The 19901-nt window shown below is 49.9% G+C and carries 15 protein-coding genes; 8 read left to right on the forward strand and 7 right to left on the reverse strand.

Annotation, left to right across the window (positions count from 1 at the left end):
- Positions 1-98: 98 nt before the first annotated feature.
- Complete coding sequence (locus BLV66_RS11065) at positions 99-1256, forward strand: ROK family transcriptional regulator (RefSeq protein WP_086986224.1); 1158 nt, start codon at positions 99-101, stop codon at positions 1254-1256.
- A gap of 66 nt (positions 1257-1322) precedes the next feature.
- Here the strand turns inward: BLV66_RS11065 and BLV66_RS11070 are convergent, their stop codons facing one another.
- From BLV66_RS11070 to BLV66_RS11080, 3 genes are all read right to left on the reverse strand, one after another.
- On the reverse strand, positions 1323-2006 hold the full coding sequence (locus BLV66_RS11070; RefSeq protein WP_176974245.1) for an RraA family protein: 684 nt from the start codon (positions 2004-2006) through the stop codon (positions 1323-1325).
- A 280-nt stretch (positions 2007-2286) separates the two neighbouring features.
- Positions 2287-3459 (reverse strand): NAD(P)-dependent malic enzyme, encoded by a 1173-nt coding sequence (locus tag BLV66_RS11075; protein WP_086986226.1) that lies wholly within the window; start codon positions 3457-3459, stop codon positions 2287-2289.
- Between the two features lie 49 nt (positions 3460-3508).
- Positions 3509-4807: a 2-hydroxycarboxylate transporter family protein gene (locus tag BLV66_RS11080; RefSeq protein ID WP_245826715.1), complete on the reverse strand. Its 1299-nt coding sequence runs from the start codon at positions 4805-4807 to the stop codon at positions 3509-3511.
- Between the two features lie 233 nt (positions 4808-5040).
- Between BLV66_RS11080 and BLV66_RS11085 the strand changes: the two genes are divergently transcribed.
- Both BLV66_RS11085 and BLV66_RS11090 read left to right on the forward strand, forming a co-directional pair.
- Positions 5041-6600: a Spo0B domain-containing protein gene (locus BLV66_RS11085; protein ID WP_245826685.1), complete on the forward strand. Its 1560-nt coding sequence runs from the start codon at positions 5041-5043 to the stop codon at positions 6598-6600.
- On the forward strand, positions 6597-7280 hold the full coding sequence (locus BLV66_RS11090) for a response regulator (RefSeq protein WP_245826686.1): 684 nt from the start codon (positions 6597-6599) through the stop codon (positions 7278-7280). The genes BLV66_RS11085 and BLV66_RS11090 overlap by 4 nt, the downstream gene beginning before the upstream one ends.
- 247 nt (positions 7281-7527) lie before the next feature.
- Here the strand turns inward: BLV66_RS11090 and BLV66_RS11095 are convergent, their stop codons facing one another.
- From BLV66_RS11095 to BLV66_RS11110, 4 genes are all read right to left on the reverse strand, one after another.
- Positions 7528-8958 carry a 6-phospho-beta-glucosidase gene (locus BLV66_RS11095; RefSeq protein WP_086986228.1) on the reverse strand — a complete coding sequence of 477 codons (1431 nt, stop codon included), beginning with the start codon at positions 8956-8958 and terminating at the stop codon, positions 7528-7530.
- Positions 8959-9274: 316 nt separating this feature from the next.
- The gene (locus BLV66_RS11100; protein WP_086986229.1) at positions 9275-10765 is read right to left on the reverse strand and encodes a glycoside hydrolase family 1 protein; all 1491 of its coding nucleotides are present in this window, start codon (positions 10763-10765) and stop codon (positions 9275-9277) included.
- A gap of 36 nt (positions 10766-10801) precedes the next feature.
- On the reverse strand, positions 10802-12139 hold the full coding sequence (locus tag BLV66_RS11105; RefSeq protein WP_086986230.1) for a PTS sugar transporter subunit IIC: 1338 nt from the start codon (positions 12137-12139) through the stop codon (positions 10802-10804).
- 53 nt (positions 12140-12192) lie between these two features.
- Entirely contained in the window at positions 12193-13602 is a 1410-nt protein-coding gene (locus tag BLV66_RS11110; RefSeq protein ID WP_086986231.1) for a glycoside hydrolase family 1 protein, read from the reverse strand.
- A gap of 167 nt (positions 13603-13769) precedes the next feature.
- On the opposite strand from BLV66_RS11110, the gene BLV66_RS11115 reads away from it, so the two are divergent.
- The 5 genes from BLV66_RS11115 (at position 13770) to BLV66_RS11135 (ending at position 19856) form a co-directional block, all read left to right on the forward strand.
- A complete protein-coding gene (locus BLV66_RS11115) occupies positions 13770-14642 on the forward strand; it encodes a MurR/RpiR family transcriptional regulator (protein ID WP_086986232.1) in 873 nt (290 codons plus the stop codon).
- Positions 14643-14783: 141 nt separating this feature from the next.
- Positions 14784-15134, forward strand: coding sequence for a YtxH domain-containing protein (locus BLV66_RS11120; protein ID WP_086986233.1), 351 nt, complete (start codon positions 14784-14786; stop codon positions 15132-15134).
- Between the two features lie 296 nt (positions 15135-15430).
- Positions 15431-15652, forward strand: coding sequence for a heavy-metal-associated domain-containing protein (locus BLV66_RS11125; RefSeq protein WP_086986234.1), 222 nt, complete (start codon positions 15431-15433; stop codon positions 15650-15652).
- Positions 15653-16196: 544 nt separating this feature from the next.
- Positions 16197-17591 carry an L-cystine transporter gene (locus BLV66_RS11130; RefSeq protein ID WP_086986235.1) on the forward strand — a complete coding sequence of 465 codons (1395 nt, stop codon included), beginning with the start codon at positions 16197-16199 and terminating at the stop codon, positions 17589-17591.
- A gap of 393 nt (positions 17592-17984) precedes the next feature.
- On the forward strand, positions 17985-19856 hold the full coding sequence (locus BLV66_RS11135; RefSeq protein WP_086986236.1) for a heavy metal translocating P-type ATPase: 1872 nt from the start codon (positions 17985-17987) through the stop codon (positions 19854-19856).
- Positions 19857-19901 lie beyond the last annotated feature (45 nt).

A 19901-nucleotide genomic window follows, 5' to 3' on the forward strand; every position in this document is an offset into this window, starting at 1 on the left:
CAACTAACTCATGAACATAATATAAACGATTATTTTTTTGTTGTCAAGCGCTTTCAGAAGATATATGATAGATAACGAAGGAAGAAGGAGTGGTTTTATTGATTCACAGCAAATATACGATCCGCGAAAACAATGAGGCAATTATTTTGAATGCTATTATCAGCCAGAAAGAGATTTCCCGCGCTGAATTATCCGTCCTTGCAGGTCTGAATAAGGCCTCCGTATCCTCTATCACCAAGAAACTGTTGGAAGATGAGTTGATCCATGAAGACCGTATCGGCGATGCAGCCAGAATCGGCGGACGGAAGCCCATCATGCTCACTTTTAATGGAAAAGCTGCGCTTACCCTTTCCTTGGATGTCGCACCCAACTACATCGAAGGTCTCATCGCCTATATTGATGGCAAGATTCTTTATGAATCCGAAATCAGAGGCATCAAAGTTTCTTACGACAATGTCCTCGCCTATATCACGGAAATGGTTGAAAAATTGACGCAACATGCTTTGGAAACGCCGCACGGCATCACCGGACTCTGTGTTGCGATCCACGGGCTCGTCAATCAGGAAGAAATCACCTTTACGCCCAACTATGTTTTGCAGAGCGATCTGAAAGCACAATTAGAAGAAATGTATCCCTTTTATGTATATTTGGAAAATGAAGCGAATCTGGCGGCGCTTGGTGAATATACTTTTGGGTCCATTTCGGACAGCGTCGTCAGCCTGAGCATCCATACGGGCATCGGAGCCGGAATTGTGGAAAATGGGAAACTGAGGACTGGTAAAAAAGGTATAGCCGGTGAAATTGGCCACAGTATCCTCTACCCCGATGGCCGGAAGTGTCCTTGCGGCAATGACGGTTGCCTCGAACAGTACGCATCCCACCAGGCCATCTACAGCGAATTGGAACAGATGCTTGCATTACCTGACCTCAATTCATCTGTAGTGATTGAACGCTACAAAAAAGGCGATCCTGTTGTCCAAAAAACACTTCGGACCAATGCGCATTATTTGAGCATCGCCGTCAATAATTTGGCGGTGATCTACGAACCCGATCTTGTGGTGATCAACAGTTCCATTTATTCGCAAATCCCTGAATTGATCAGCATTCTTAAGGGAGATCTCAAAGGTAAACTTTCGTGTGATACCAGTGTCGTCAGCAGTTCGCTCAAGCGAAAAGCGACCTTATTCGGGGGTGTAGCCAAATCCACGCAGAACTTCCTGAACATCCAGAATCTGAAAATGAATAAAGACAGCTAAAATCAAAACCACCTGTGCAGGGCGCACAGGTGGTTTTGCCTTATTTATTCGAATGTTAGTACTCTTTTAATAGCCTAATCTTTTCAATTCCTTTTCCAGGCTGTCCGGGACGATCTGGCCGGTCGCTTCGAATTTCGCAATTTGCGCCTCCATCTTATCCACTTGCTCTTGGGCTGCTTGGATGATTTCCTCGGCATGCTCCAACGGAATCACGACGACCCCATTGCGGTCCCCGACGATGATGTCCCCGGGGCGCACCGACACGCCGCCGCAGGAAATCGGCACATTAATTTCCCCTTTCGCGCTCCTCGTACTTCTGCCGCACGTGTTTGCACGAGCATAAATTGGCAAGCCAATCGCTTCATTTTCTTCGATATCCCGGAAAGCACCGTCGATCACGACTCCTGCAACTCCAAGCCCTTTAGCCACGCGACTGCGATTATCGCCCCAAACAGCGTTATTGCAACTTCCTTTCGCATCGATGACGATGATATCACCCGGTTGCGCCACTTCAAGGGCTTTCGGTACGACCAGACTGTCACCGAGCGTAAGTTGCAGCGTGACGGCAGGTCCGATGATTTTTTGCGTTGTCACCATCGGCTTAATTTGGTAATCCATTGCCCGAAAGAGATCCATCCCGTCGCACAATTCAGGCACAGTAAATTTGTTCAGTCTTTCCAGCAGATCCGGGGTCGGCCGGGGAATATCTTGGTTTATTCTGAAGCCCATTCTTTGATTGCTCTCACTCATTGTCACGCCTCCATTTTGTGGTTTCATCTGAATATTGATGCTTTTATGATGGTTTAACCATAACAGATGAAGCAGTTGTTTGTACATATCCGAATTTGATGAAATTTTTTTCATATTTTACGGGGTGACTCAATAATGCTCTAAAAGAGAATCGGCTTTTCCGCATTCTTCATCATCCATTCAACCGACACCTCCGACTTCCGAACCCAAAAATACCGGAAACCGCGAAAAAAAGAAGGCACCGACACGGTCGGTACCTTCTTCCCTCTACATTTATGCTTTAAACAAGTACTTCCTCTTTTTTGACTGCGTTCATAACGCTGGCGGCTACGATGTCAGCCACGCCCGGAGTGAAGACATCCGGCATGATATAGTCGACGTTCAGTTCCTCATCGCTGACGATGCTGGCGATGCCGCGCGCTGCGGCAAGCTGCATTTCGATTGTGATGTCTTTGGCACGTGCATCCAAGGCGCCGCGGAAGATTCCCGGGAATGCCAGCACATTGTTGATTTGGTTCGGGAAGTCGCTGCGGCCGGTGCCGACGATATAGGCGCCGCCTGCTTTTGCTTCATCCGGGAAGATTTCCGGTGTCGGGTTCGCCATCGCGAAGATGACCGGTTTTTCGTTCATGGTCGCGATCCATTCCTTCTTCAGGACGCCTGGCGCGGATACGCCGACGAATACGTCCATTCCGACAACTGCATCTTCCAAAGTTCCGGTCCGGAAACTGCGGTTCGTCACTTTTGAGATTTCCACATGGCGTTCGGCCAATTCAGGATCGGTTTCGGAAATGATGCCGGTGCGATCCACGACCATCAGATTCTTGATGCCAGCGGAAAGGAACATTTGGCTGATGGCGATCCCTGCAGCACCGCCGCCATTGACGACCACTTGAATCTCATCGATTTTTTTGCCTGTCAGGCGCAAGGAATTGTAAAGGGCAGCCAGAACAATGATCGCGGTCCCATGTTGGTCATCATGGAAGACCGGAATGTCCAACATCTCTTTCAAGCGACGTTCGATTTCGAAGCAGCGAGGCGCGCTGATGTCTTCCAGGTTGATCCCGCCGAAAGAAGGTGCGATGGCAGCAACGTGCGAGATGATTTCTTCAACATCCTGCGTATTCAAGGAAATCGGAACGGCATCCACATTCCCGAAGCGTTTGAACAAGGCCGCTTTGCCTTCCATAACCGGAATGGCTGCTTCCGGTCCGATATTGCCCAAGCCCAGGACAGCCGATCCATCGGTTACGACGGCAACCAGGTTCTTTTTAGTGGTATAAGTATAGACGGATTCTTTGTTGTTTGCGATTTCCATGCAGACAGCTGCGACGCCCGGTGTATAGGCGATGCTCAGATCTTCCATCGTTTCGATCGGCACTTTTGAAATGATCTCCAATTTACCGCCGAATTTTTTGCTGATAGCTAATGCTTTTTCATTTACATTTGTCATAGTGAACACACTCTCTTTCTTCTCGTTTTAGTTTTTGGTTTTTATGTCGTTAGAACAGGAAACGCAATAAGGATGTCATGGAAATAACGGTGATGGCTCCACCCAAACGTGTAGCTACTTGAGCAAATGGCATCAGATTCATGCGGTTGGAAGCCGATAGGATGGCAACATCCCCGGTTCCGCCCATGCCGCTTTGGCAAGCTGTTACGATGGCTGCTTCGATCGGGTTCATGTTCATTTTTCCGCCGACGAAGAAACCGGTCAAGACAACGGTCAACACGACTGAGATCACGACCACGAAATACTGCCAAGAAAGCATGCCGACGACGTCTTTAAGTGGGATGTACAACAAGCCCAAGCCGACCATCAACGGGAAAGTGAAGTTGCCGGAAACGAATTTGTACAGCTGTTTCGAACCTTTTTCAACATCTTTAGGCAACAAGCTCAAGTATTTGATGGTTGCAGCGATCAGGATCATCAGGACCGGTCCCGGGAATCCCGTAAGTCTTTCCAAAAGTCCGCCTGCGATGAAGAGTGTGCAAGCCGTCAATACGCCAGCGCCCATCAATTTGATGTCCAGCGGGCTCTTGTCTTCCTGCATGGCGTCAGCCATATCGTCGTCGCCGCCGAATTTGATCAATTGGCCCTTGCCGCTTTTCTCAGGATATTTTTCGCCCAAACGGTTCAAAATACCGGAGCAGATGATTGCGAAGAAGTTGCCGATGATCGTTGCTGGAATCAGTTGACCCACCAGTTCTCCACTCGGGATGCCGGTGATGGCGCTGTAACCCAACGATAACGGCAGGATGCCTTCGCCGATTCCACCTGCGATGATCGGTGTCACGATGTAGAAGAGCGTATGCTCAAACCCAAGTCCCAACAAAGTTCCGATTGAAGTTCCGACGATCAAAGCGGCGATCATCGCCACTGCCATCGGGATGATCATCCGGATCAAGCCTTGAACCAGAATCTTGCGGTGCATCCCCAGAATACTGCCGCAGACAAGACAAGCGATGTAGAAATACAGGAAGTTTGCTTCCCTCATCAGCATGTTCGCCGCATCCAGCGTATTTTGATTGAAAATATTCATGAATACCATGATCGATGGCACCATCAGCGAAAGGATGGCCGATCCCCCGAAATTCTTCAATCCCGGGATACTTGCGCCGATTCCTCCCAGAAGCCAACCCAAACTCAAGATGACTGCGAAACCGCCAAGCATGTTGACGGGCAATTCGCCCAGATAAGCAGAAGCTATTATAATGGCTGACATCACGAGATAAGTCGGCAACGGAATCGCGCCTACCTTCGCATTCTTAAATCTGTCGAAAACCGTCAACTCTGAAATGCCCGGGAGCTGTTCAAGCTCCAATTCTTTTGTCGTATCTCTCACTTTCCTTCTCCTCCTTTTGATTAACCGCAATATTGAAGCGCTTTCTTTAACCTGATTTCATTATGCTACCGCTTACAGATTTAAAATAGATTATTTAATTAATTTAAGTGTTATTCAATTAATTAAATTAAGAACGCCTACTTTTCATTTGGTATAATGGCTGTGTAATAGGAAGGGAAAATGGATGAATGATCAAACTGAAGCAAAAATGGAAAAACCAGCGCTTATGGGTGAAGCTCACCTTGATGGTATTGGTCACGGTGGCTCTGACGGTCAGCGTCCTGTACCTCTCGCTGACTAACCGCATCTATGAAGCGACGCAGACGCAGGAAGAGGAGGAACTCCTGTCCATCGCTGAAATCGTGGCCGCGCAGCCCTTGGTGATCCAGACTTTAAGCGATGGAGCAACCAATCTGGAAGTGCAGGCCTACGCTAATCAAATAACCGAAACCTACCAATTGGACTTCGTCGTGGTCATGACGATGGACCGCATCCGCCTGACCCATCCCGATCCGGAAAAAATCAACGCCCCTTTCCAGGGCGGCGATGAAGAAGCCGCACTTTCGGGACAGGAGACAACTTCAATCGCGCAAGGTACGCTAGGACAATCGCTACGCGCCTTCGTCCCTGTCTTCAATGCGGAAAACGTAGAAATAGGCGTCGTCGCGATTGGCATCAAGACGACAACGCTTGCTTCGATCGCCAAGAAAACGATGCAGCCCTTCTCCGTCAGTTTCGCGGTCAGCCTGCTATTCGGCGCTGCCGCCGCGATTTTCACGGCTTTCCAGCTCAAAAACCAAATGTACAATCTGGAGCCCATCGAAATAGCCAGATTATTGGAAGAACGCAATGCGATGCTGGAGAACACGAAGGACGCCATCATCGTCACCGACAAGGACAACCGAGTCGTCCTCTCCAACCTGGAGGCGAAAAAACTGTTCCAACGGGACGAAGTGGATGAGGCCATCGTCGGCATGCCCATCCAATCGCTGTTGCCCGTTGCGCAGGACTTGAACCAGTTGGTCGGACAGGACAAAACGACTGACCGGATCTATCATCAGGACGGCGTGGACTACCTGCTTTCGACAGCCCCGATCACCGTCGCCAAAAAGGTCATCGGCCAGATCATCCTGATGCGGGATGCCACGGAGCTCTATCTGCTGACGGATCAGTTATTCAATGCCGCTACCTACACCACCACTCTGCAGACGCAATCGCATGACTTCCTGAACAAGCTGCATGTCATCTACGGCTTGGCGGATCTGGAAGAATACGAGGAACTGAACGACTACCTCGGCAAAATCCTCGAACCGGAGCAGGAATTTTCGCATCGTATGATTTTCCTGGTCAAAAATCCGGTCATCGCAGGCTTCCTGATCGGCGAGCGTAGCAAATTCACGGAGCAAAACTATCCGTTCATGATCGAAGTCTATCCGGATGTGCCGCCGACGACCGATCATACGGCTGTCCAGTGTTGGATCAACATCATCCGGTTTCTAGACCAATTCATTTTGGAAAACAGGCTCGCGGATGACCTACAGATCCATTTCGGCTTCTGGAACGACCGGTTGGAGACCGTGTATGAATTGCAGCTGGAGCCCGCCATGAAGGAACGGCTAACGGAAGAACTGCATGCACCGGTCATTGCCCAACTGCTGAAAAGAGTGGATGGGCAACTGGATCTCGAAAGTAATGAGCGCCGGATCAAGATTTCTTTGAAGACGGCGTACCGAAAGGACGGTAAATGATGGTCTATCATGTATTGATTGTGGAGGACGACCCGATGGTATTGTCCATCAATCGTCGTTATCTTGAGAAAATACCCGGCTTTATCGTATCGGGGACTTGCGGCAGCTTTGAGGAGGCCATCCGCTTGACCAGCAAGCATACTTACGATTTGCTGTTGGTCGACGTCAACATTCAGGGGAAGAGCGGCTTGGATCTAATCCGATCGCTGCGGAAAAGGGATTACCCGGCCGATCTGATCATGATCACGGCGGCCGGCGAACAGGAAGCCATCCGGATCGGCCTGCAGTGCGGCATCGTCGACTACATCCTCAAGCCGTTCCAGTTCAAACGCTTCGAAAAGAGCATCGAAGCTTTCGTGCAGCGCCAAGAACTTCTTCATTCCCGTCAGCCAGTCACGCAAAAGCAGTTGGATCAGCTCCGATCGCTAGATAAGCAACCTGAGGAGAAAGATGACGATGCCATCGATAAGGGCTTGACCCCCTCGACTCTGAGCATGATCATGGCTTGCGTCGACCAACAAAAAGGCGATTTTACCGTGAACGACATCACCAGTCTGGCGAACCTTTCCCATGTTTCGGTCCGGAAATATCTGCGCTATCTGGAGGACAAACATGTCATCGAAATGCGGTTGGAATACGGGACAGTCGGAAGACCGACCGCGTTTTACCGGAAAAAATAAACGGAACGTCTTGATCGGAGCTGACTGGTCGGTTTCAGCCGCTTACTCCGATGAGCGGATCCTCGCCCGAGTTGGTAATCAGATTTCGTCCGGTTCCTCCGGGAAGCAAGCCCTCGCCGGAGGAGACAACCCCAATAGTGAGCACCCCACAAAAAAGAGCAGCAGCGAGGCATTCTCCGCCTCGCTGCTGCTCTTTTTATTCTCTTATGCATTATCCGCTTGCTCTAGCAAGCGAACCAATTGGCCATTAGAACGACAAATCTTCCCCGTTGCTGGCGATGACTTGTTTGTACCAGTTGAAGGATTTTTTCTTCGTACGTTTCAGCGTACCTTTGCCTTCGTTGTCGCGGTCGACGTAGATGAAACCGTAACGTTTCTTCATTTCGCCTGTTCCCGCGCTGACAAGGTCGATACAGCCCCAGCTTGTGTAACCCAACAGATCGATGCCATCCAAGTTCACGGCATCTTTCATGGCTTCGATATGCGCCGCCATGTAGGCGATGCGGTAATCGTCTTCGACATAGCCGTTTTCGTCCGGCACATCGACAGCTCCCAAACCATTTTCAACGATGAACAATGGTTTTTGGTAGCGATCGTACATCGCATTCATCGTGATGCGCAGTCCCAATGGATCAATCTGCCATCCCCATTCGCTCGCATCCAAGTATGGATTTTTCACGGATTCAAAAATATTGCCTGCTGTTTTTGCGTTTACTGCAGGATCTGCAGAAGCTACGCGTGAAGCATAGTAGGAGAAGGAAATGAAATCGACTGTGTTTGCTTTCAGGATTTCTTTGTCGCCTTCCTCCATCTGGATCTCGATGCCTTCGCGTTCCAATTTTTTCAGCGCGTAAGCAGGGTATTCGCCGCGTGATTGCACATCGATGAAGAAGTAGTTTTCACGGTCTTCTTGTTGCGCTTTGAATACGTCTTTAGGATCGCAAGTATATGGATAGTAGTTACCAGCCGCCAACATACAACCTACTTGGTTTTCAGGATCCACTTCATGCGCGATGCGGGTAGCGATCGCACTGGCCATCAACTCGTGATGCGCAGATTGGAATTTGACTTGTTCTTCGTTTTCGCCTTCTTCGAAGTACAGACCGGCACCCATGAATGGCGCGTGCAGGATTATGTTGATTTCATTGAAAGTCAACCAATATTTAACCAGACCTTTGTAGCGGTTGAAAATGGCATGGCATAGATTCTCATAGAATCCGACCATTTTGCGGTTGCGCCAGCCGCCGTACTCTGTGATCAAGTGCATCGGGCAATCAAAATGCGTGATTGTCACTAATGGTTCGATTCCGTATTTATGGCACTCTTTGAACAAGTCTTCGTAGAATTTCAGACCTTCTTCATTCGGCTCTTGCTCGTCGCCGTTAGGGAAGATGCGTGTCCACGCGATTGATAAACGGTATGTTTTGAAGCCCATTTCGCCAAAAAGTGCGATGTCTTCTTTATAGCGGTGGTACATGTCGATAGCTTCCAACGCAGGATAGAAATGCTCATCGTCAAAATCGAACATTTTCATTTTGCCTGTGATGATGGCCCCTCTGTCCTTGCCGACGGGAACAACGTCAACGTTCGCCAAACCACGTCCACCTTCGTTGTATCCACCTTCACATTGATTGGCAGCAGTAGCGCCACCCCATAAAAAGTCTTCTCTTAAAGCCATTTGCCATCCTCCTCGATCTTTTATACATAAAAATTGAATACACTGTTAATTGCCTACGCTTGCGGAAGGCCTCTCCGTAACCGCTACCATTTTTTTGGATCTTTTCGGTATCGGTTACATTAATAATACTAACACTTTTGGATGGACAATGTAAATATTGTTAGACAAGAAGTCGAATTATTGTGGACTCTCAGGCAAAATATTGGCGAGCTTGTTTTTCTCCTGTGAAACCCTCTTTGCCGACTGTACAATTTTTCCGGACTTAAAAAACCAAATCGGATGGCAAGTCACACGCCACCTGATTTGGTTTTTTTGATTATTTTGCTGCGGTCTGCAATTCAGCATACAGGCTGGCGCCGTTTGTTTCGATGACATCCTTGTACCAATGGAAGGATTTCTTTTTGAAGCGGTTGTAGGTGCCGTTGCCAAGATCATCGGAATCCACATAGATGAAGCCGTAGCGTTTCGTCATCTGGGAAGTCGAAGCGCTGACGATGTCGATGCACCCCCACGAAGTGTACCCCATCAATTCGACCCCATCCTTGATGGCCAAGTTCATTTGTTCGAAATGGTCGCGGAAATAAGCAATCCGGTAATCGTCCTCTACTGTGCCGTCTTCGGTCAGCACATCGGTCGAGCCGATACCATTCTCGACGATGAACAGCGGGATGCGATAAGTATCATAGAGATCGATCAAGGAAATGCGCAGCCCGACCGGATCGACTTGCCAGCCCCACTCGGAGGTGTTCAGATACGGATTTTTCACGCCAGTCATCAGGTTGCCGCCGACTTTTTCGCGTTGGGACGCGTTTTTCGACACGACCATCGACATGTAGTAGCTGAAGGAAAGGAAATCGACCGTATAATCTTTCAATAACTGTAAATCTTCTTCTGTCCTATCAATCTTGAAGCCATTCTCTTCGAAGTAATTCAATACATACTTCGGATATTCTCCGAAAATCTGCACATCCGCATAGAAATGATTGTCGCGGTTGGCTTTTTGCGCCATCAGCACCTCATCCGGATCGCAAGTTTCGGCATAGGTCATCGTCTTCGTCAACATGGCGCCCATCTGCGCACCAGGGATGATTTCGCGCAACAGCTTGGTCGCTTCCGCACTGGCCACGAATTGGTGGTGCAACGCTTGGTAGATGGCTTCTTCGGCAGCTTTTTTGTCAGCGTATTTCTCTTCGACCACGCCGACCGTCGTGAACGGATGGCGGAAGACGCTATCGATTTCGTTGAAGGAGAGCCAGTAGGTCACCAAATCCTTGTACTCGCGGAAGACCGTCTCGCTGAATTTGGTGAAGAAACCGACGACTTCACGCGAAACCCAGCCATCGTAGTGTTCCACCAGATATAGCGGCATTTCATAGTGCGACAGCGTCACCAATGGTTCGATGTTGTGCGCCCGCAGCGTTTCCAGCAGATCGCGGTAATAGTCCAAGCCTTTTTGGTTCGGCTCCGCTTCGTTTCCGTTCGGGAAAATCCGGGTCCAGGCAATCGAAACGCGCAGTACTTTGAAGCCCATTTCAGCGAACAAGGCAATATCTTCCTTGTAGCGGTGGAAGAAGTCGATGCCCCTTCTTTTCGGATAATAAACGACATCATCGGTCTCCTTCGCGATGGCAATGTCCTCCAAAGAAACGTGCCATTGCGATTTGTAGTCTTCAACCGAGATGTTCGGTTTGAAACGGGCGACATCGGCTACCGACATGCCCTTCCCGTCCACATTCCAGGCACCTTCCGCCTGGTTGGCGGCGATGGCGCCGCCCCAGAGAAAATCTTTCGGATAGTAACTTTCCATTTATATGTCCCCTTTTCTGTTTTGGTTAGGTTGTGCTTAAATTTTTTCTGTGGCAATTTGGCTTTCTGTTTCGATTTCCGTTTCCTCTGCCGCAACCGTCGCTTTATTGGCAGCCAAGACGAACGGCATATACATCACGACACCCAAGGCCATGATCAGCAGCTGCACGATGACGCCGTTGATGCCGTAGCCAAGGAAGGCGCCTACGCCAAGCGGAAGCCCGAATGGCACGTCCACCGTATTCGGCTGCAGGAAGCCGATCTGGTTGAAGAACAGCGCGATTGCCGTGCCGATGCTGGAGGCGAAGACGAAAGGAATCGCAAAAACCGGATTCAACACTAAAGGCAGACCGAAAACGACAGGTTCGCTGATCCCGAACAAACCGGGCATGAAGGACACTTTTGCGACAGCCTTGTGGTCATCACGCTTGGAAGCAATCAGGATGGCAATCAACAGCGACAACGTCAACCCGGCTCCGCCAGGAACGATGAAGGACATCCAGAATCCCATTGTGACAGGATTCGTTGCTGGCTCACTGGCTTGGACGGCTGCAATGTTGTTAGCCAAAGCTGCAATCAATAACGGATTGCGGATCGGTGAAATAATCAAACCGCCATGGATGCCCACCAACCAGAAGATTTGGCTGACAATAACCAGCAGCATGATACCGCCTGGGCTTTGGACCAACCTTTCCAACGGTGCCTGCACGATTTTGTAGATAAATTCATTCATGTACATGCCAGTGGTATTCAGGAACAATTGAGCTGCAAGTGCCACGATGATCAACGTCACGAAAATCGGCAACAGCACGTTGAAGGAAGCGACGATACCGCCCGGCACGCTCGGCGGCATTTTGATGCGCAAAGCATTCACATTGGATAATTTTGTGAACAGTTCGACAACCAGGATCGTCAAAATCATCCCGATGAACAAGCCAGAAGCGTTTGTGCTGGTAGCCGGTAACCCTTTGACAACCTGCTGTACACCATCGACTGTCGTAGTGAAGAATTGCGGAACCACAATGACGTAAGCGATCAATGCGACCGCGCTTGTGATCAACGGATTCGTATTATTGCTTTTTGCAAGATTTGAAGCCAAAAATAAAGGAATGAGCAGCGACATGATGTCCATCGTCGCGAAATTGATCGTGCTGAACGCCGGTGCCAATGCGGTCAGAAAACTGAACGGCGCGAACTGGGCAAGTCCGGTCGTCGGGCTGGTCAGCAGCACATTGAACAGCAACGCGAACGAGCCGATGATGATGAAAGGCATGTAGGCTGTGAATGCATCCTTGATGGCACGGAGATATTTGTTCCCCTCGACCTTTTCGGCAACGACATCGATCCCTGAGCTAAGTTTGTCCATGAAACCCATTTATAATTCCTCCTTCAACTGTTTCAAGCTGTCTTGCTTATGATCAACCCGTCCTATTCGAACAGGCTTTCTCCGTTTGTTGTGATGACTTGCTGGTACCAATAGAAGCTGTCCTTCTTAAGGCGCTTCAGCGAACCGTTACCTTCGTTGTCCTTGTCAACGTAAACGAAGCCATAGCGTTTCTTCATTTCGCCGGTTCCGGCACTGACGATATCGATAGGTCCCCAGTAGGTATAGCCCATGACCGGAACGCCATCCTTCACTGCTTCGGCCACTTCGACCAGATGTTTCTTCGTGTAATCGATGCGGTAGTCATCATGAATTTTGTTGTCCGCAGTCACATCGTCATTGCTGCCCATACCGTTCTCAACGATGAACAGCGGTTTTTGATAACGGTCGTAGAGCTCGTTGCAGACGTAACGCAGTCCCAATGGATCAATCTGCCAGCCCCAAGGCGTTTCGTCCAGGTACGGATTCTTCTCGCCGATGATGCCGCCCGTGTTGCCCAAAATCTTCATACCATCTTTATAGGTCGTGCTGCGGTAATAGCTGAAACCAAGGTAATCGCTCGGATAAGCGGCGATTTCCGCCAGATCATTTTCGCCTATCTCAAGCTGGATGGCGTACTCCTCAAAAATGCGGTCGGCATAGGATGGGTATCTCCCTCTCAGCATCACATCGCTGAAGAACAAGGAGCGTCTTCGCAACGACATCGCCCCGAAGACGTCCTCCGGTTTGCAGGTATTCGGATAGACCGCGCTCAAGGAAAGCATGCAGCCGATCTGCGCTTCTGGCATGATTTCGTGGCAAAGCTTGTTGACTCTGGCGCTGGCGACGAACATGTTGTGCGAAGCCTGATAGATGACTCGCAGTTTTTCATTTTCGTCCGTTTCATCCAAAATCACGGCACCTGCCGCAAAGGGGATTGTGTGCATGTTGTTAATTTCGTTGAAGGTCATCCAATAGCTGACTTTGTCCTTGTAGCGTTCGAAAACGGTCCGGCAATATTTCTCGAACAGCCCGATCAGTTCGCGACTTTCCCAGCCGTTGTACTTCTGTACCAAGGCATAAGGCGTTTCATAATGCGACAAAGTCACAACCGGCTCCATGCCGCGCTTCAGCATTTCCGCAAACAGGTCATCATAGAACTGCAGACCTTTTTCGTTCGGCTCCTCTTCTTCACCTGTCGGGAAAATGCGCGCCCAGGAAATCGAGGTCCGGAAAGCCTTGAAGCCCATTTCTTCCATGTATTGCAGGTCTTCTCCGTAACGGTGGTAAAAATCGATCGCTTCATGGCTCGGATAGAATTTATCCGGATCGATTGCCTCATCGGGTTGCGACAGCACCCCATTCGTCAAAACATCGGAGATGGCCAAACCCTTGCCATCCTCTAGATAGGCGCCTTCCGCTTGATTCGCGGCGATCGCCCCGCCCCACAAAAATCCTTTTGGAAATCTACTCATTTTTTTCCTCCTCTAAAGCTGTTATTAATGCTATCATAACCATTAAGAGACCCCGCGTATATACTTCCGGACGCATCCGGAAAGCGGTTACATAATTTGTTTTTATTACGCTATTTGCATGTAATGACATTACGGATTACAGCATATTGAATGAGGTGAAGAGCAGAATGGATTTGCAGACGAAGCTTGCTTCGGAATCCTTTTCCGGAACGGAAAAGGCAGTAGTGGAATATTTCATCAATCATTTTGACAGTGTTGTCGATATGACGACTTTACAAGTGGCCAAGCACACCTTCACGTCGAACGCCACCGTCGTCCGGGTTTGCCAGAAGCTCGGTTATAAAGGCTTCAATGATTTCAAACTCAAATACTTGACGGAACAGAAATCGGACTTCCACTCGGGCCAAAAATTGGACGCCAACTTCCCAATCCAAAGCGGCGACAAAGTGCAGAAAATCGCAACCAACATTGCAGCCTTGAAGGAAGCCGCCATCGAGGAAACCAAAAGCTTGCTGGATTACACATGTTTGCAGGAGACCCTCGCGCTCCTGGAGTCGGCCGAAACGATCAACGTTTACTGTTCCCACTCGACGATTGCCCATGCCAAGGAGTTCCAATACCACTGCATGCGCATTGGCAAGCGCGTGATTGTCGCCAGCGGACCGGGCGAACAGGACTATTACGCCAGCCGTTCCTCCGAGGAAAACGTGGCGATTCTGCTGTCCTATACCGGCGAAACCCATGAAACGATCGGCGATGCCAAATTGTGCCGTTACGGCGGAACAAAGACGATTTCGATCACGTCATTCGGACAGAACAGCCTCAGCGAAGCCTGCGACTACAATTTCTTCATCCCGCCTTGGGAAAAGTACTATTCGAAAATCGGCCAATTCGCTTCTTCCGCTGGCTTCAGCTATATCCTAGATCTTTTCTACAGCGGCATCTTCGAAAAGGACTACTTGGCCAACTACGAATACATGCTGGAACATACAGGCCGCTTGAGCATGGTTCAGATCAATAAGAAGATGAGCGATATTTAGTCCAAGCCAGTGGTTTTTGTTTTGTTTACGGTTGCGAGTGGCTTATACTGAGGGTGTAAAATTGTCCTTGTTCTTCACTTCAAGCATCCAACCCGTTCTTTTGTATGATGGTATTTGTACTAAATAAAGGAGGAACCGACAATGGGAAAATTTTCTAGTTTCGTCAGAGGGCTTTTGATCGGCGGAGGAATCGCCCTGCTTCTGTCACCAAAGCCAGGCAAGGATATCCGCAAAGATTTGGCTGAAAAAGCCGATGAAGCGTTAGACAAGGTGATGGACTACGCCGATCAGGCCACGGAAACCGCCAAAGAAACTGCGAAAGAGGCCGTCGAGCAAGTCAAAGAAAAGGCCCAGGAAACGACCGACACAGTCAAGCAAAAATTCGCCGCGAAGACTCCTGAAGCAGGGGGAAAATTCGATGCCGAAACGGAAGCTCCCGTGACCGAAGTGGACAAACTCGATCCGATCGAGGAAGCATTGAAAACATTGTGAGTGCGAAGAGAAGAGGTTGCCTCGATAGGGAGCTACCTCTTCTTTTGTTCTCTTGCGGTTGTGGGCGCGATAAGCAGGTGGGCCAAATTATCGAATGTCGCTCGGGTTCCACCCCCGCGCGCAACAAAAAAGACGCCCCGTCAAGAGCACCCTTCCGACTGTTTAAAAATACGGTGCGGATAGGCAGCGGGTATCTCAAAACTAAAAATGATTTCGAATACTTGACGCCGGTCAAGTATTCTCTCAGCGATTCCGCTTATACTATAGTCATACCAGACAAATAGGAGGAATCAATCATGAGCCAAGCCGTTATCCAATTAGGACCCGTCACTTGCCCATCCTGCGTCAAGAAAATCGAATCCGCCGTCAGCAAAATCGACGGGGTCGAAACCGTCAAAGTGTTGTTCAACTCAAGCAAAGTCAAAGCCGAATTCGACGGCAACAAGACTTCAGGGAATGACATCAGCGAAACGATCCAAAAACTGGGTTACGAAGTCCACTCGGTCAAAGAATCCTAGATTATTTTAGGGGCTGTCTCATTTCGAGGCATCCCCTTTCTTTGTGGTTTGGATCCGTGATTGTCTGGTCTGGGGTTCGAGTTTTTTGGCGAGATTCCCCGCAAAATTGGTTTTGACGAGTTATTTCTGACCGCATCAATTCAATGTTATACAGAATCCGGTTATTCCTGAATCGAGGGATATTAGTTGCTTTCGAAAAATAAGCATGCTATCATGAAAACACAAATGAAAATAAGTTGTGCGTTGAAGAGAAGAAGTACCTTTCAGGGTCATCAAAGAGAGCCTCAGTCGGTGAGAAGAGGCATGGTCTGGAAAGCGAAAATGCGTCTCGGAGCAAAATGATGCGTTAGTGTCATTTCGGTTTGTACCCGATAGCATACAGAAGTATGGCTGATTTTGCGTACTTCATAAGGCACCATCCGCGAGGGTCGTGCGAATAAGGGTGGATCACGAAGAGCTTTCGTCCCTGTATTCCAAGCATTTGGAGTATAGGGACGAGGGCTTTTTTTGTTCTCGAGATAGATAAATTAAAGGAGGAATTCAAATGGACATCATTTCCATCATCATTATTCTAGCCGTATTTGCGGCATTGCTTTTCGCACTTTATCGTTTGGGCGCCAAACACGTTAAGTTTTCAAAACGTGTTTTCATCGCGTTAGCTTTAGGGGTTATCTTCGGGGCCGCCATCCAGCTGCTATTCGCACCGGACAGCACAATTACAATCACTGCCATCGATTGGATCAATATCGTCGGTAACGGTTATGTCCGCTTCCTGCAGATGCTGATCATCCCATTGATTTTCGTATCGATAGTGGGCGCTTTTACTCGCATCGAAGAAACCAAAAATCTGGGCAAAATCAGTGGATCCGTACTCGGCACTTTGCTGGGCACAACCGCCATCGCCGCTCTTATCGGATGGGCATCCGTCATCCTGTTCAATCTTGACGGCGCACAATTCACGCAAGGTTCCGCTGAAACTGCAAGAATCGAAGCCTTGACTACCCAACAGACGCAAGTGGCTGACTTGACGATTCCTGGTCAAGTGCTCAGCTTTATCCCGACCAACATCTTCCAAGATTTGGCGGGGCTGCGCAGCACAAGCACGATTGCTGTAGTTGTATTTTCCGCTTTTGTCGGGATCGCGTATTTGGGCATCAAGAAAAAACAACCCGAAAATGCTGCTTTGTTCAATAAAGGACTGCAAGTCATCCAATCAATCGTTATGCGCATCGTTACCTTGATCCTTCGCTTGACTCCATACGGAATCTTGGCCTTGATGACCAAAATGATGGCGACATCCAGCTACCAGGCCATCGTCAACTTGGGACTGTTCGTGATCGCTTCCTATGCCGCTTTGCTTGTCGTCCTGCTGGTACACAGCTTGATTCTGGCAGGCGTCGGCGTTAATCCAATCACCTATTTCAAGAAAGCTTTCCCGGTATTGAGCTTCGCCTTCACTGCCCGTTCCAGCGCCGGCGCACTGCCTTTGAACGTTGAAACGCAAACGAAAGCTTTGGGCGTCGATGATGCCTCCGCCAACTTTGCTGCCAGCTTCGGCTTGTCGATTGGTCAAAATGGTTGCGCGGGCGTCTACCCTGCCATGTTAGCTACCATCGTGGCACCGACTTTGGGCATCGACGTCACCAGCATCGGTTTTGTATTGACATTGATCCTGGTCGTTACCATCAGTTCCTTCGGTGTTGCCGGTGTCGGCGGCGGTGCGACTTTCGCCGCTTTGATCGTTCTGGGCGCCATGAACTTGCCTGTCACAATTGCCGGACTTGTCATCTCGGTTGAACCAGTCATCGACATGATGCGTACCTTGACGAACGTCAACGACAGCATGCTGGCGGGCGTCGTTTCTTCCCGCAACATCGGGGAATTCGACCCCTCCATCCTGAATGACGACGCTGCCGTTGTTGATGGGGATGCTATCTAGTCTTCTCTTCTATAATAATATTCGGCCCTGCCGAATGACTCAGCTGTCTGCAATTTGCAGGCAGCTTTTTTGTGTTCGGATGCTATTGAGCGGTGGCGTGCCGCTCATCGGAGTTGAGCGTCGAAGTACTCGAAGTCGCTGCGCTCCTCCGGTGGGGCTTCCCACAACGGAGAACAGCGGTAATTTACGGCCTCTTCTCCTGCGAGCCTGTCCTCATCGGAGCACAAACCTTAAATGTGGGTCGTACTCCGGCGTAGCCTCCGTTCGCCGGAGGAGAACGGTTGAGGTTCTGCTTATCGAAATTCCGCAACTAAAGCTTGACTATGATCAAGTCGCTTTCCTGCCTGGTGGCGTATGATAAGGCTATAGGAAATATAAAAGGAGGTCATCCTAGTGATCAAATGGATCAACAAATACAAAAACCGCATCACCGCACTCTCAGGAATCCTGATTGCGCTCGGCTTCACCTTGAAGACCCTTGGATATGCCGCAGCTGCTGACTACGCCCTCATCGTAGCAACGCTCATCGCAGTGGTGCCTATTATGTACAAAGCCTACCTGGCGTTGCGGATGAAGGCTTTCAGCATCGAATTGCTGGTGATGATTGCCGTCATCGGCGCGCTGTTCATCCGCGAATATACGGAGTCTTCCGTTGTGACTTTTCTGTTTCTTTTCGGTGATTTCCTGGAAGCACGCACCTTGGAAAAGACCCGCTCTTCTCTGCGGTCCTTGATTGACATGGCGCCTCAGGAAGCCATCGTCCTGCATGGCACCGATCAAGTCGTCGTTCCGGTCGAGGACGTGGCTGTCGGGGATCGGCTGTTCATCAAACCAGGCGGCAAAATTCCGGTTGACGGCATCATCGTGAAGGGTCAGGCGGCCATCAACGAAGCCGCTGTGACGGGCGAAGCGATCCCGGCCAACAAATCCTTGGACGATAAAGTCTTTTCGGGGACTTTGGTGGACGATGGCTTCATCGAAATGATCGCGGAAAAGATCGGCGATGACACGACTTTCGCAAAAATCATCGAATTGGTCGAAGAGGCGCAGGAATCCAAATCCAAGGCCGAACGTTTCCTCGATGCTTTCGCCAACTTCTACACGCCTGCCATCGTGGTGCTCTCCGTCATCGTTTACGCTTGGACGCGTGACCTGCATCTTGCCATCACTTTCCTTGTGATCGCCTGCCCTGGCGCCCTCGTGATCGGCGCTCCGGTATCGAACGTGGCTGGCATCGGCAACGGCGCCAAATACGGCGTGCTGGTGAAAGGCGGCGAAGTCATGGATCGCTTCTCCAAAGTCGATACGCTCGTTTTCGACAAGACCGGCACGCTGACGAAAGGCAAGCCGGAAGTGACCGACATCCATATCCTTGGTGCCGTCGACCGCAAGGAACTGCTGCAGCTGACGGCTTCGGCGGAGCAGATTTCCGAGCATCATCTCGGACAGACGATCGTGAAATACGCACATCAACAAGGCCTGGAAACTGTTGCGCCGAAAAATGCGGAAGCCATCAAAGGACACGGATTAAAAGCCACAGTGGACGGCCGCAGTCTCATCGCCGGAAACCGCAAGCTGATGGCACAGTCCGGAATCTCGATAAATGGAGCCGCAGAAAGCTATGCGATTGCGCGCGAAAAGACCGGCAATACCGTCGTTTTTGCAGCCATCGACGGCACGCTTGCCGGGCTCTTCTCCATTGCCGACCAGATACGCGAGGACGCACCGCAAGCTTTGGCCGAGATGCGCCGCAAAGGCATCAAACAGATCATCATGCTGACGGGTGACAACCGCCATACCGCCCAAGCGGTCGCCAAACAATTGGGGCTGGATGCCTTCCACGCCGAGCTGTTACCGGAGGACAAAGTACGTTTCGTCAAAAAACTCCAGGCAGATGGCGCCGTCGTGGCCATGGCTGGGGACGGCATAAACGATGCACCTGCCATCGCGACAGCGGACATCGGCCTGGCCATGGGAGAAGGCGGAACCGACATTTCGATGGAGACGGCCGATGTTGTACTGATGGCCGATAAGCTGATGCAGTTTTCCCATGCTTACTCGCTGTCAAAGGCGACGATGCGCAACATGAAACAGAATATTGCTATTGCGGTTGGGGTTGTCCTCTTCCTTTTGGCGGGCGTCCTGCTGGGTTCCGTCCACCTCGCCAGCGGCATGTTCATCCATGAAGCCAGCATCCTGGCAGTCATCCTGAACGCCATGCGACTGATCGGATTCAACCGGAAATCGAACGCCGCACTAAGATAAAATTCGCATGCAGCCGACGGATTGCGGTACAATTTAAGCAACCAA

It is taken from the genome of Trichococcus collinsii (genome assembly GCF_900107505.1).
Lineage (GTDB): Bacteria > Bacillota > Bacilli > Lactobacillales > Aerococcaceae > Trichococcus > Trichococcus collinsii.

What these genes read in the sequence shown, in the direction of transcription:
- BLV66_RS11070 (WP_176974245.1), bottom strand. Translation starts at nt 2,006, where the DNA reads ATGAGTGAGAGCAATCAAAGAATGGGCTTCAGAATAAACCAAGATATT.
- BLV66_RS11075 (WP_086986226.1), bottom strand. Translation starts at nt 3,459, where the DNA reads ATGACAAATGTAAATGAAAAAGCATTAGCTATCAGCAAAAAATTCGGC.
- BLV66_RS11085 (WP_245826685.1), top strand. Translation starts at nt 5,041, where the DNA reads ATGATCAAACTGAAGCAAAAATGGAAAAACCAGCGCTTATGGGTGAAG.
- BLV66_RS11090 (WP_245826686.1), top strand. Translation starts at nt 6,597, where the DNA reads ATGATGGTCTATCATGTATTGATTGTGGAGGACGACCCGATGGTATTG.
- BLV66_RS11095 (WP_086986228.1), bottom strand. Translation starts at nt 8,958, where the DNA reads ATGGCTTTAAGAGAAGACTTTTTATGGGGTGGCGCTACTGCTGCCAAT.
- BLV66_RS11100 (WP_086986229.1), bottom strand. Translation starts at nt 10,765, where the DNA reads ATGGAAAGTTACTATCCGAAAGATTTTCTCTGGGGCGGCGCCATCGCC.
- BLV66_RS11105 (WP_086986230.1), bottom strand. Translation starts at nt 12,139, where the DNA reads ATGGGTTTCATGGACAAACTTAGCTCAGGGATCGATGTCGTTGCCGAA.
- BLV66_RS11110 (WP_086986231.1), bottom strand. Translation starts at nt 13,602, where the DNA reads ATGAGTAGATTTCCAAAAGGATTTTTGTGGGGCGGGGCGATCGCCGCG.
- BLV66_RS11115 (WP_086986232.1), top strand. Translation starts at nt 13,770, where the DNA reads ATGGATTTGCAGACGAAGCTTGCTTCGGAATCCTTTTCCGGAACGGAA.
- BLV66_RS11120 (WP_086986233.1), top strand. Translation starts at nt 14,784, where the DNA reads ATGGGAAAATTTTCTAGTTTCGTCAGAGGGCTTTTGATCGGCGGAGGA.
- BLV66_RS11125 (WP_086986234.1), top strand. Translation starts at nt 15,431, where the DNA reads ATGAGCCAAGCCGTTATCCAATTAGGACCCGTCACTTGCCCATCCTGC.
- BLV66_RS11130 (WP_086986235.1), top strand. Translation starts at nt 16,197, where the DNA reads ATGGACATCATTTCCATCATCATTATTCTAGCCGTATTTGCGGCATTG.